Genomic DNA, 13,702 nt, shown 5'->3' with positions numbered 1-13,702 from the left:
AATCGCAAGAATAATTGAGTAATGAATCGTAATCTTGATAACACACTGATTAAGTTAACAGGATTACTCATTGGGGAAAATACGAGAAGGTTCCTACAGACTTGTAGTAAAAATTATTCGTCTTATTCAACAGCGACGTATTCTAAAAAATATCAAAAAGATCTAATCGCAAGAATAATTGAGTAATGAATCGTAATCTTGATAACACACTGATTAAGTTAACAGGATTACTCATTGGGGAAGATACGAGAAGGTTCCTATAGACTTGTAGAAAAAATTATTAGTCTTAGGCAACGGCGACGTATTCTAAAAAATATCAAAAAGATCTATAACTGAACAACGCACGGAAACCATTGAATAAATACTGAAAGAAAACCATTGCAGACACTTCCCTGTATCAATACGTGCCTCAGCCGGAACGACGTTTCTTACACTCTTATTGTAGCAAGTCATTACCCATAGAATATAAGTCCAGAGCTAATGTTTTAGGGGTGCTAGCCACTTCTTATCAATTTATTTCGTGAAACGTATGTGTGAAACTATGGCTGGCCTCACCGTATTGATTTTGTTACATATTTTTCTAACAAATGATGTTCAAACTCTAATTAGTGGAATGGTTTTATTCGTAAACCTGGCGACTGAATATGAGTCCATTGTCATGTAAAACAGTAATAGAATTTGCGAAGTGCCCGAGGGTGGCCAGTAATAAGAGCAAATAGACTATAGAGATTGAGATCAACAAGTCACTAATTCACGCTCCTGTTTTTCCCACTTTCAGCACGTATACGATTTTCTGTTTGGACATAGATGGTATCAGTCGTTGCCATACTAGAATGCCCCAGATCTTCGGACAAATCCTTTAGAGCGCGACCACGTTCAATTTCCATACTTGCGCCAGTGTGTCTCAGCCAATGGGAAGAGGCTTCTCGCAGCTTACGCGCATTGTCTTCGCCTTCAGCTTCCTTCATTTTATCGTAAGCCAAATCAAAAACTTGTTGAACTATGCGAATAAGCTGCCTGGATGTCATCCCACCTTGGCCACGAATTTTTTCGACAATTGGATGATTTTCACCTAAAGACGGTAGGGGGCTAAGGCCGCGAAATTGGCGGTATCTTTTGAGATAATCGATAAAGCTGTTCGGGACTGTGATGTCTCGAAGTTTTCGGCCTTTGCCAAATATCTTTAGCCACCAGTTGCCTTCAGAATCCTGCCAAAAATGGCTCATCACAGGCGTCCAGTTTGGACGGTCAGACAATTCAGAAACGCGTAAAAAAAGCGTTTTCAGCGCAGTTATGACAAACAGACTGCGTTCGTAAATTCTGTCTTGATTTGCAAACTCAAGTGCAACATTAAAGACGTATTGCCACTGAGACTCGGATAAACGCCGAATTTCCTTGACCTGCGCGTCCTTAATGAAATGACAGCAATCAGGTTTGGCGATTTGAGCCGGGTTACCGTATAAATGCTCTTCGTTCATTAAATATTTGTAAAACGCAATCACTGCCGTGAACATAGCAGCAAGTGTTTGCTGAGATGGCTTGTATTTCTTTTTATCGAGAACCTGGTCGTCCGACGCATCCTTAGGCAGCTGTAGCTTGAATGGTGCCCATAACTTATTCTGCGTGTAATACCCACTATGGAAAACAAACTTTTCATGGTTCGCCGTGCAGATCCAAGAAACTGGCGGCTGCCAACAAAAGTCAGCGTATTCCAGAATATCAGCCTTGCGCAGTTGCTCCATAGGCATGGTTTTGAACAGAAAAACCCACAACAAGAATCGCTCGGTTTCGTTCCTGAATCGTGTGAATGTGTGTTCGGATTTGTTTCGGCCGATATAACTGAGGAATTCTAGACCCCAGTTCCAATGAGTCAGCCACCAGCTTTCTCCGGAGTCCAAAAACTGCTTGAGGTCCTTGTATTCACCGAAATCCAGTGACGTTAGCTCTGAGAACGCTGGAAATAAGGCGACTGGCTTTGGATTGTTTGTGGCCATACGAAGTACCGATAATATTGGAATAAACTTAGTTTAGCCGCTTTGATATGTTATGTCGAATACTGAAGCGTATGTGAAATAAATTGGTGTTAATTAATGGTCATGCTAGCACCTATCGGTTTGGACGACTCCCTGAAGTCTTCAGTTTTTTGCGCTAAAGCTTTCAGTTAGTCTTCGGAAGTAATAAGTTATTAGCTGCGATTACATATAACGTTTATACGTATATACTGGCTAGCTTTAACGGAATCTTATTCTGAAGTATGTGGGTTATAGATTTTGAAGCAAGCGGCCTGTCCAAATGTAGCTATCCCATAAAGGTTGGCATAACAAACGGGCTTATAAATTATCACTCGCTAATTAAACCAATGCCTTACTGGCAACACTGGTCTCGTGAAGCTGAGGCAATTCATGGGATATCCCGAGCCCAACTGAAATTGAATGGGCTGGAATCGAAGCAAGTGGCTCACACTTTAAACGATTTTTTATCTGGACAAACTGCCTACTGCGACTCCATCCAATGGGATGAATTTTGGTGCAAAATACTTTTTTCAGATAACGGCATACATCAACGATTTGAAATACAGGACATCAAGGAACTTATTAAGACTCCAGAATGTCGCTTGGAATCTTATTTTGATTTTAAAAATAAGCTGGAAAAAACGGATGATTTTACGATACATAGAGCGCTTGATGACGCCCAACTAATTTGGCTTGCGTTACGGAAAACCCTCGAGAGCTTTTCGTAACGTAAATATATTAAATGGCAATCCTATAAAAACAAACAACATACAAATAGACTTACTCTTATTTAGACAAGGCAAGTACCTCTGCTATAGAGAATTTTGAGGTTTTGTTTAGAATTTCCCTATTAAATATGACCATTTTTTAATGAGTTGATCGTGAACGCTTAGCTAACTAACTAACAGATTGGGGTAAAAATAGTTTTCAATCTGTCTGTCAGTGTAGTGTCAGTAAGTTAAACTCACGTGAATACGCACAAAATATTGTCCGCAAAGCCTCTTTTCGAATTCCTGCCACTTGTTATTATCAAACCTTCTTCCTCCATTTCCTTTAATACGGTTTTATAATGTTTATTTAGAAATGGCTTATCAATGCTGTGTTTACGATAAATATCTATCATCGTTAATGACTGGCCAGCAAAGTCCAACAAGAGCTGATCTTTCAGTGAATCCAATGGCCGATTAAGCTCAAAAAGAAGTCCTTGTGAAAGGGTTGCTGCAGGCATGTACTGAAAGGATGCTACTCCCTGACAGTCGCTAGAACTTTCTTTTGCCATGATTTCCTTCATCACCTCATACCCTTTAAAGTGTTTTGTCACAAATACGAGGTGATGCGTTGTCCTCTTGCCACTTTCATTTTTAAAACAAAATGGCAAAACATAACGGTGCCCGTAGGTTTTTAGCGCATTTGCGATGCTTTCAACAATCTGTGATTCTCGTTCATCGGGGGGCAAACCTGTAATTTGATCAATTAAAGTTTGTGTATGCGATTCGAACAACGCATCCATGTGACTTCGAACTTTTGGATTCGAAAGACCCGCATTAACTCGAGCGTAGTTAAAGAAAAAAAGGCAGTCACAGCCCCAATCTTTTAAAAAAGCATTTACAAGCCTAAGTGATAACCCTTTGTACCCCCATGGGTCGATGAAGGCGAGTATAGGTATGACGCTCATCTTCTCGAACTGGAGTGCAATATTGTCCCCTACTTCTTCATTCCAGATCTGAGGAGTGTGCTTCAACAGCTTGATTTGATCTAAATCTTCAATTGCTTCGGACAACGTTCTTGCATGGTTTTCGTCTTTGTCATTAAATATTGTGACGAGGCGATCATGCAGTTGCTCATTCTGTAATGCGGTGTTTAAAACTCGTAGAGGAGTTGATATGACGCCATCTTTGTATCGGCCAGGGCCAGCAAATAAGTCAACATAACCTATCTTCTGAACATGTTGCTGGTAGCGCTTTTGTGCCCCGGTAATAATCTGCGACCAAGCTCCAAAATATTTTTCTACGATGGTCGCTTTAACCAACGACTGCTCCCGGGTTTCATCAAAGAATCTTTCGTCTTTCATATTTTCATCCTTTTAAAGAACAAAAATTGATTTTTGATTGTAAGAGATCAGGTCTCCTGATTTTGCTTGATTAGCAGAGTTAAGGTATTTTCCCGATGAGTTCAATATTTTTAGCTCTTTATTCTTTAGGCTGCTAGTAAGTGCTTGTCGTATCTGATTTTCGGCGGCAGGAGTGTAGCTACCGATCTGATCAACCAAACAAGAGAGCGAGATTGGTTCATTCAAATTGAAAATGTGCCGCGGTATATCTTCGGATAAACGCCTAATACACCTCGTTTCGGCATCGGTACTAAAATCAAATTCAGTAACCAAGTCGAAACTACTCTGACCGGGTGTTTCCGTGGAGGTATACCCGAGTGAAAAAATTCCCTCTGCCATGTGATGTGAAAAAGATGAGTTTGAATGCTTCCAGTGTAGTGACATCATAACATCGCGTGCCCTGTAGACCTTAGATAGATGGACAAGCCAGTATGTGAGTCCGCTTTTGGGCGTCACAAAAAAAAGAGTAATATGCTTTGCCCCTGATGCTCTATAAATTGCGTTTGCAAGCTGCTCTTGAACAGCCGCCCTGCCTTTTCCGGCTTCCTTCAGAGCAGCTATGCGCTTCCAATCTATGTATTGATCAAGGTGAATATTCTCCAATGCTTTTCGGTTAGCATCGCATTCTGAAAAGTAATTCATAAGAGCGTTTACGTTAAACGTCAAAATTACTTCACTACCTTTTAATTTTTCCAATATGTAACGTACCGTATTAAAAGGAACATCTTTATAAGCATACTGGTCAAGTATAAAGAGACATCTCTGGGCTTTATTTCTTTTATGAATTGCGTCAATTACGGAGGGTGCTGCGCGGGCAAAGATATCTGTGTGCAAGAATATGTTTTCGTCTAGCTCTTTTTTGAAGGCCGACTGCTGAATTTCATGTTTCAGAAATTCAGTATGTTGCTTGATATAATCAATAAAAAAGTAGTGAGCATCGATGGAGCGTCGCTTAATGCGATTTTTATTAATGCGCTCCTCGACTTCCTTAATTGCATTTAGAATGACAAATGGTGAACCATCAATAGTCTCATTGGTTAAAATATCCCGGTACTTTCCACCACCAGAAAAACCATCAACAATTGATAGTCTCAAACCTTCAATCGAAGTGTTGCTCATGTACACTTCAACATAGCGCTGAATGTAGTCCGAAATAATACGGTGCTTCGCCTGGCTATGTTCGTCTAAATAAGGTAACTGCTTACCGATAGCCCATGTATATTTTTCCTTTTTCTTTTTGGGCACGTTGTTTCCCTTTTGTTATTTTAGAATTTATATAGCTATAGCAGGTATTTGATTCCAGGTTTTGCCTTGTAGGGTTCTTCCGTTTGCTTGTTTTGATCTTTTGATCCCATCCTCACCCCAGGCGCCCCACTGCTTGAAGAAAAAACTGGTTCCAGCGCGTTCGCATTGTGATTTTATTTTGAGAACCCAAGATTCCTCCATGGGCCTAGCTTTGCCCCCGGACTCGCCGCCAACTATAACCCAGTGAATACCTCGAAGACTAATTCTTCCAACATCTTCCAAAAGTGGTTCGATTGACAGAAACCGGGTCTTAGCTCTAATCCGCTGTAGCTGAGCTATCCTCGGTTTCCCGTATTGTTTGTCCTCAACTGATACGCCTAGCCAAGCATTATCTGGTGCTCGCCTCGTGTCAAAATACTCCCTCATGCGTTCAGCTCTTTTAGTCAAAATTTGAAACGCATGTTGAGTGGCTTGGTCAATAACCGCCATCACTTCATCTATATAGTCGAAGGGCACGTCTTCATGAAATAAGTCACTCATTGAATTGACGAAATATACTGTGGGCTTTTTTCTCTGCAGAGGCTGGTCAAGTCGCTCTCTCATCAGGGATATAGTCGAGAACCCTCGCTCATAGCCACTTACACTCATTGCTTGCAGACGCTTACTCATGACTTCAGCGTAACAATACTTACACCCCGGTGACACCTTGGTGCAGCCTGTGACTGGATTCCAGGTTTGTTCTGTCCATTCAATTTTACTTTTAGTAGCCATTGCTAACCCTCCACGTTACACTGTATGTATAAACAGTGTAACACTCTGGTCGTTTGGTTTATATGATCGTGAAATAAAATCATTTGCAAGTTCCGAGGGAGGCCCGCAGCTGTACTAAGTGACCCTGAAGTATTTGCTTTCTCCAACGATAATGGAAAAATTGGAGTTACACATTCGAAAGGCATGATCGACCGATTAGTTCAAACCTTTTTTCTGCGCCAGACTCCTGATGATGCCGCAATCCTCTACGGTTCGGTTTTCCGAGCAGTTGTTCCGGAGGTCGTGTAGTTGGCGATGGAGGCTTTGAAGTTCATCTATCCTTTCTTCGACCTGTTGAATATGCTGATCAACCATCTCATTGACCTTACCACACCTGGACCCGGGTGCTTGGCTGAGCGTGAGTAAATATCTCACTTCGGACAGAGAAAGATCAAGACTACGACAACGCTTTATGAACATTAAGCGCTCTTCTGCGTGATGGTCGTACAGGCGAAAGTTGCCACCACTCCGTGTGGGAGAACTCAACAACCCTTCCCTTTCATAATATCGGATGGTTTGAATGGAACACCCACTGCGTTTTGCAAGTTCACCAATTTTCATTGGCGCCGCCCCTTGACTCTATAGTTACTATAGAGTGTACGCTTGCCTTCTTCGATAATTCAAGGGCTATTCTATGACATCTGACTTCTCACAACGCTGTGGTTGCCAGAGCAATGAGGCGGGCGCACCGTTTTCTCCATCAAACCCGAAATCCAATAGCGCTTCGACAACTCTGAATACCATGAGCACGTTCGAAGTGCCTCAGATGGACTGCCCTTCTGAGGAGACTCTCATCCGCACAGCATTCGCAAGCTTTGGGGAATCAGTCACCTTCGAGTTCGATACCCCGAATCGGAAAGTGCATGTTTATCACGCCGATTCGCCTAACTTGATCGAAATCACCATGAAATCCGTGGGGCTCGGAGCACGTCGCTTATCGCTTGAACAGGTGGATGTTGAAAGTGCGAAGAAAATACGAGAAGAGACAAAGCTTAACGATTCACGAGAAGCCTGGGTTCTGAAGTGGTTGCTCGGAATTAATGCCATGATGTTTTTCTTTGAGCTTGCTGTGGGCGTTGTGGCCCAATCTGCGGGGCTGATAGCGGATTCAATGGACATGTTTGCCGATGCTGCGGTCTACATCGTAGCGCTCTATGCAGTGGGCAAAGCGGCACAAGCCAAGCTTAAAGCCGCGCATTTATCCGGCTGGCTCGAAGCCGCCCTGGCAATGGGTCTTTTAATTGAAGTGATCAGGCGCACCTTTATGGGAAGTGAACCGGCCTCCCTGATTATGATGGGGGTTGGCAGTCTGGCATTAGTGGCTAACGTCGCGTGTCTCCTGTTGATTTACCAGGTGCGAAATCATGGCACTCATATGAGGGCCAGTATGATTTTTTCGGCTAATGACGTGCTCGCCAACGCGGGGGTTATTCTTGCCGGAGGTCTGGTCGCGCTCACGGGATCGCAAATTCCGGATCTGGTCATTGGTGTTATTATTGGGCTTGTGGTGTTAAACGGCGCTCGACGTATTCTTATGTTAAGGTAGTGTGATCGCCATGACTCAGAAAATAGATAAATAGACTTCAATGCTGAAACGTGTCCTGACATACTTTGTGCTGTCGCTGGTTGTGCTGCAGTTTTCTGTAGCCATGGGCGATGCACATCAGTTGCACCAGTCCGGCGCTGAGCATCTTGTATTTGATGACGTCCATCAACACGATGACGAGCACGTTTCCAGCACATTGGACGATCAAAACTTGAACCCAGAATTACCAGCTTCCGAAAAATGGGATTGCCATCACTGTTGTCATTGTCATGGCCATCTTTGTCCCGCAATCCTGATTTCCATCGAGTATGTTCATGTAGCCAAGTTGTCTTCTCCGGTCTCCGATTACGCTGAAAGTACGTTTCCCGAAACCTACGAAACCTTCCTGCGCCCTCCCAAAGCCTAAGTCCCTTTAAGTTCTATGCAGTAACACCCGCACGCGCGGAAACACGACTTAATGCAGGATTTTTTCATGCGAAATACCCTATTTTTCAGGTGTAAATGCACCTGGCTGTGGCTTGCGTTTCTACTATGCAGCACGGCGCCATCAGCGCTTGCAGAAAACGTCGAGTCCTCACTCACGTTAAAAAAAGCGTTGGCTTCGACGCTCGCACAAAACCCTCAGCTGTACCAATACCGCTTCACCGCAGAAGCGTTGAGTGCCCAAAGGCAAACCAGTGCCTTGCGCCCGGCGCTAGCACTTGAGCTGGAGGTCGAAAACTTTGCTGGCTCGGGAACCAATGAAGGCTTTGATGCCGCCGAAACGACTCTTGCGCTCTCTTCTGTGATCGAGCTTGGAGGCAAGCGCCAGGCACGCATGCGTTACGCAGATGCCCGACTCAATCAGGCGGAATGGGAACAACAAGCAGTGACTCTGGATACGCTCGGCAAGGTCACCGGAGTGTATATCGAAGGTTTAGCGACTCAGGCAAACCTTCAACTGGCAGAAGAGTCGCTGGAATTGTCCCAATCCATTCTTAAAACCATCAAAGCACGCTCCGCTCGTGGGGCTACGGCTGAAGCGGAAGTGATGCGGGCTCGGGCAGCACTCACACGTGCTGAAATTCGTTTGGCGGCACTTCAAGCGCAGCTTGAACGTCAGAAAGTATTAATCGCACGATTTTGGGGTGAAACAATACCCGGCTTTCAATCACTAACAGGCAGTCTGTTTGACTTCGGCCCCACCCAAGATTTCGATCAGCTGTACACTCGTGTTCAAAGCTCACCGGCCCTTCAAGTGCTCGCCAGTGAAGCCCGTATTCGAGATGCCGAAGTCACTCTGGCTCGCGCCGGTGGCCGCAGCGACTTAAGCTGGCGCGCAGGCATTAGACGTTTTGAAGAAACCGGGGATTCTGCCTTCACTGCCGATATCTCCTTCCCCTTGTTCGCCGATAAACGTAGCAGTGGCGACGTCAAAGCCGCGTTATCCAATCGCAATGCCGTGGATTACGCCCAACAGGATTTGCTCCTGGTGTTGCACGCACGACTTTTTGAAGCATGGTCGCTCAGAAAACAAAGTATCGCGGCTGCCAATCTTACCCAAAATGTCGCCATCCCCGCGTTGGAAAAAGCGCTCAAGCTCACCAACGAAGGTTTTGACAACGGGCGTTATCGCTATCTTGATCTCATCGCCGCCCAGGAAGAATTGCTTGCCAGTAAACAGTCGCTTATTGATGCCGCCACCACAGCGCTAATTAGCCAGGCTCTGATTGAACAGCTCACCGGCGAAGCCCTTAACCCTTAATTTTTGTTGGCCGGACCAGGTCTGGCCTCCGGAGTTTATATCGATGAAGAATTATTACTTATTGGTTATTTCGAGTGTGGTTTTTCTCTCGAACACACCCGCGTTTTCCGCAAACGATTATGACCACGAGCATGAAGCGTCCGAACAACATGCCCCTCATCATGAAGAAGGTGATCATGACGAACATTCAGATCTTGTCGACCACGACGAAGACGGACATGATCACGATGAGCATGAGCATGAGCATGAGCATGAGCATGAGCACGGAGAAGAAACCAGCAGCCGCATTGAAGATAAAATGGCGAGTCAGGTGGGTATCGTCACTTCAGTATCCGGACCACAGGAGCTTCACCAAACGATAACAGTATTTGGTTCCATTGTTTTAGCGCCGGAACAACTGAGCCATGTACGGGCACGTTTTGAAGGCTTGGTCAAAGCAGTCAAGGTCACCCTGGGTGATCGCGTGAAAACCGGCGATGTATTGGCTGAAATTGAGTCCAACGAAAGCCTGAAAACCTACACCATCCGTTCTCCCATTACGGGTCGTGTTGTCCAGCGCCATGCCAATACCGGCGAAGTGACCCAGGACCAAATTTTATTTTCTATTGCCAACTTTGACACGGTATGGGCTGAACTGCGTGTCTATCCCGCGCAACGGTCGTCGGTCAGTGAAGGACAATCCGCCCATGTATTAACCAGTACCGGAAGTGTGGCGTCCACCGTGGATCATATTCTGCCGTCGATAGGTGCACCGTATCAAATCGCACGGGTCAAGTTGGCCAATGATAAGCAATCCCTGCCGCCCGGTTTGATGACAGAAGCCCGTATTGAAGTGGGTCGCTTTTCAGTGGCTTTGGCCGTAGAGAAAAATGCCGTACAAACATTGGGTGGCCGCCAAGGCGTGTTTGTGAAACAAGGCGATGTATATCGGTTTACGCCGTTGGTATTAGGCCGCAGTGACGACCATTTTTATGAGGTCGTTGAGGGGCTTGAGATGGACAGCGATTATGTCAGTCAAAACAGTTACCTGATTAAAGCCGATATCGAAAAATCCGAAGCTGAACACGAACACTAATCGAGGCGCACTATGATTGATTCTATTTTGCGTCTTGCTATGGAGCGGCGCTTACTGATCTTATGTTTTATTTTTATCATTGTCGGTGTGGGTATATGGAGTTACCAAAAGCTTCCCATTGATGCCGTACCTGATATCACAAACGTCCAGGTACAAATCAATACCGCTGCACCAGGCTACTCGCCCCTAGAGTCGGAGCAACGCATTACCTACCCTGTAGAAACCGCTCTGGCTGGTTTGCCCAATCTGTCTTACACACGCTCCTTGTCACGCTATGGCTTGTCTCAGGTCACCGTAGTATTTGAAGAAGGTACTAACATTTATTTTGCGCGCAACCTGATTAACGCCAGGCTGGGCGCGATTAAAAGTGTTTTACCGCCCGGACTTGAACCGGAGATGGGCCCCATCTCGACCGGCTTGGGTGAAATTTTTATGTACACGGTACAGGCGAAAGCGGATGTGCGCATGGCCAATGGCGAACCCTATACAGCTACGGCCTTGCGCGAAATCCAGGACTGGATTATCAAACCCCAGCTTGCGCAAGTAAAAGGTGTGATCGAGGTCAACAGTATTGGCGGTTACAACAAGCAATACCACGTCATGCCAGACCCCGCAAAATTACTGGTCTACCAAGTCAGTGTCGAAGACGTGGTGCTAGCGCTGCAAGCGAATAACGACAATCGCGGTGCAGGCTACATCGAACGCAACGGTCAACAACTGCTTGTGCGCTCACCCGGGCAGCTTGGCACCGTCGATGATATCGGTAATGTCATCATCACGGAACACGATTCTGTTCCGATTAAAGTGAAGGATGTCGCGGACATTGGTATTGGCAAAGAGCTGCGTACCGGCGCGGCGACACGGGATGGGGTGGAAACCGTGTTGGGCACCGCCATGATGCTAATCGGCGCCAATTCACGGACCGTGGCTCAGGATGTGGCTGACAAATTGGTGGACATTCAGGCCTCTTTACCAGACGGTGTAATTGCCGAAGCCGTTTACGATCGCACCGCATTGGTGGATAAAGCCATTGCCACTGTTTCCAAGAATTTGTTGGAAGGCGCACTGTTGGTGATCGTTGTACTGTTTCTTTTACTGGGCAATTTCCGCGCTGCGCTGATCACGGCAGCCGTGATTCCTTTATCCATGTTGATGACGATTACCGGTATGGTAAAAACCGGTGTCTCCGCAAATTTAATGAGCCTCGGCGCCCTGGATTTTGGTTTGATTGTCGATGGCGCAGTGATTATCGTTGAAAATTGTGTTCGTCGGCTGGCGGAGCATCAACATAAAAACGGGCAGCAGGATTCACGCGAACGATTGAATACCGTATTCGACGCAACGTCGGAAGTGATTCGTCCGAGTTTGTTCGGTGTGGCCATTATCACCATCGTCTACATTCCAGTCTTCACCTTGACGGGCGTGGAAGGAAAAATGTTCCACCCGATGGCCGCCACAGTCGTCATGGCCTTACTCTCGGCGATGGTGCTATCACTTACCGTTGTACCGGCAGCCGTCGCAGTGTTCATGAACGGAAAAATCAGCGAGAAAGAAAGTGTGGTAATTGCCAAGGCAAAATCCGCCTATCGACCTCTACTGAAGTTAGCACTTAGATTTCGCTACGCCGTGATGGGCTTTACGTCGGTACTGGTGGGTCTTTGTTTGTGGCTGGCCTCTACGTTGGGTTCGGAATTTATTCCACAGCTTAACGAAGGCGATATTGCGCTTCACGCCATCCGTATTCCAGGAACCGGTTTAGAGCAAGCGGTGGAAATGCAGGAAATACTGGAGCAGCGAATCAAAGCGTTTCCGGAAGTAGAAAAAGTCTTTGCGCGCATTGGTACGGCCGAAGTCGCAACCGATCCAATGCCACCGAATGTCGCGGACAACTTTGTCATCCTGAAGCCACGAAGCGAATGGCCAGATTCGTCTAAGACAAAAGCTAAACTCGTTGAAGAGATGGAACTCGCGTTGGAAGAATTACCGGGAAACAACTACGAGTTTACCCAGCCAATTCAAATGCGTTTTAACGAATTGATTTCAGGAGTACGTGCCGAGTTGGGGATCAAAGTTTTTGGTGATGACCTGGATCAGCTGGTTCTGACGGCGAATGAAGTCCTCAACGTGGTGAATGCCATCGACGGTGCAGCCGATGCACGTGTCGAACAAGTCACAGGTTTGCCCACACTCTCGGTCATTCCAAATCGCACGGCTTTGGGGAGATACGGATTGAACGTGGCTGAATTGCAGGACTGGGTGTCCGCAGCCATCGGCGGTGAATCGGCGGGCATTATTTATGAAGGCGACCGCCGTTTTGAGCTGATTGTACGTTTACCCGAAACGACTCGCCGTGATATTGACCGGCTGAAATTTCTGCCGGTGCCACTAAAAAACGGTGACTACGTTCCTCTGGAAGAAGTCGCAACCCTGGATATTTCACCCGCGCCTGCGCAAATCAGTCGAGAAAATGGTAAACGTAGAATGGTGGTTACGGCGAATGTGCGGGGTCGAGATTTGGGTAGCTTCGTCAAAGAAGTTCAAGAAACGATTCGCGAGAAAGCCGATATTCCTCCCGGCTATTGGCTGGATTACGGCGGCACCTTCGAACAATTGGAGTCAGCCAGCCAGCGATTATCCCTCGTCGTGCCGCTCACGCTACTGGTGATCCTCGGCATATTGGTGATGGCATTTTCATCCTTCAAGGATGCGCTGATTATTTTCAGTGGTGTGCCGTTGGCGCTCACCGGCGGTGTGTTGTCGTTGTATTTGCGCGATATGCCACTGTCCATTTCGGCGGGGATTGGCTTTATCGCACTTTCCGGGGTGGCGGTGCTCAATGGCTTGGTGATGCTCGCTTTTATTCGTCAGCTCTGGCATGAGACCGGGCAATTTAACGAGTCGATTATTGAAGGCGCAATGATTCGTTTACGGCCCGTTCTGATGACAGCGCTGGTGGCGAGCCTCGGCTTCGTGCCAATGGCATTGAACACAGGCACTGGCGCAGAAGTACAGCGCCCGCTCGCCACGGTCGTGATTGGTGGCATTATTTCGTCAACAATTTTGACTTTGTTTGTGCTGCCAGTGCTGTATCAATGGGTTCATAAACGAGATACAACACAGCCTTAAGGAGGAGCCCCTCTTAGCTGGGAGGGGCAAACAA

Annotated in this window: 11 protein-coding genes; 6 read left to right on the top strand and 5 right to left on the bottom strand. The window is 46.3% G+C overall.

Annotated elements, in window-relative coordinates:
• Positions 1-746: 746 nt before the first annotated feature.
• On the bottom strand, positions 747-1,994 hold the full coding sequence (locus ACYQ28_RS08400) for a tyrosine-type recombinase/integrase (protein WP_460049339.1): 1,248 nt from the start codon (positions 1,992-1,994) through the stop codon (positions 747-749).
• A 260-nt stretch (positions 1,995-2,254) separates the two neighbouring features.
• Between ACYQ28_RS08400 and ACYQ28_RS08395 the strand changes: the two genes are divergently transcribed.
• Entirely contained in the window at positions 2,255-2,740 is a 486-nt protein-coding gene (locus ACYQ28_RS08395; protein ID WP_460049341.1) for a hypothetical protein, read from the top strand.
• A gap of 236 nt (positions 2,741-2,976) precedes the next feature.
• Here the strand turns inward: ACYQ28_RS08395 and ACYQ28_RS08390 are convergent, their stop codons facing one another.
• The 4 genes from ACYQ28_RS08390 to cadR form a co-directional block, all read right to left on the bottom strand.
• Positions 2,977-4,083, bottom strand: coding sequence for a three-Cys-motif partner protein TcmP (locus ACYQ28_RS08390; protein ID WP_460049343.1), 1,107 nt, complete (start codon positions 4,081-4,083; stop codon positions 2,977-2,979).
• Between the two features lie 12 nt (positions 4,084-4,095).
• On the bottom strand, positions 4,096-5,367 hold the full coding sequence (locus ACYQ28_RS08385; RefSeq protein WP_460049345.1) for a three-Cys-motif partner protein TcmP: 1,272 nt from the start codon (positions 5,365-5,367) through the stop codon (positions 4,096-4,098).
• A 27-nt stretch (positions 5,368-5,394) separates the two neighbouring features.
• The gene (locus ACYQ28_RS08380) at positions 5,395-6,138 is read right to left on the bottom strand and encodes a DUF5131 family protein (protein ID WP_460049346.1); all 744 of its coding nucleotides are present in this window, start codon (positions 6,136-6,138) and stop codon (positions 5,395-5,397) included.
• 195 nt (positions 6,139-6,333) lie between these two features.
• A complete protein-coding gene (cadR, locus tag ACYQ28_RS08375; RefSeq protein ID WP_460049348.1) occupies positions 6,334-6,738 on the bottom strand; it encodes a Cd(II)/Pb(II)-responsive transcriptional regulator in 405 nt (134 codons plus the stop codon).
• 73 nt (positions 6,739-6,811) lie between these two features.
• Here cadR and ACYQ28_RS08370 point away from each other — a divergent pair, with 73 nt between their 5' ends.
• From ACYQ28_RS08370 to ACYQ28_RS08350, 5 genes are all read left to right on the top strand, one after another.
• Positions 6,812-7,723 (top strand): cation transporter, encoded by a 912-nt coding sequence (locus ACYQ28_RS08370; RefSeq protein WP_460049350.1) that lies wholly within the window; start codon positions 6,812-6,814, stop codon positions 7,721-7,723.
• A 121-nt stretch (positions 7,724-7,844) separates the two neighbouring features.
• Positions 7,845-8,129 (top strand): hypothetical protein, encoded by a 285-nt coding sequence (locus tag ACYQ28_RS08365; protein ID WP_460049352.1) that lies wholly within the window; start codon positions 7,845-7,847, stop codon positions 8,127-8,129.
• A 66-nt stretch (positions 8,130-8,195) separates the two neighbouring features.
• Positions 8,196-9,467, top strand: coding sequence for a TolC family protein (locus ACYQ28_RS08360; RefSeq protein WP_460049354.1), 1,272 nt, complete (start codon positions 8,196-8,198; stop codon positions 9,465-9,467).
• Between the two features lie 43 nt (positions 9,468-9,510).
• Positions 9,511-10,542, top strand: coding sequence for an efflux RND transporter periplasmic adaptor subunit (locus ACYQ28_RS08355; protein WP_460049356.1), 1,032 nt, complete (start codon positions 9,511-9,513; stop codon positions 10,540-10,542).
• A 12-nt stretch (positions 10,543-10,554) separates the two neighbouring features.
• A complete protein-coding gene (locus ACYQ28_RS08350; RefSeq protein WP_460049357.1) occupies positions 10,555-13,668 on the top strand; it encodes an efflux RND transporter permease subunit in 3,114 nt (1,037 codons plus the stop codon).
• Positions 13,669-13,702: the final 34 nt, after the last annotated feature.

Source organism: Sessilibacter sp. MAH1 (genome assembly GCF_054658315.1).
Note: the sequence above shows the minus strand (reverse complement) of the source record. Positions and strands in the feature narration are given on the sequence as shown.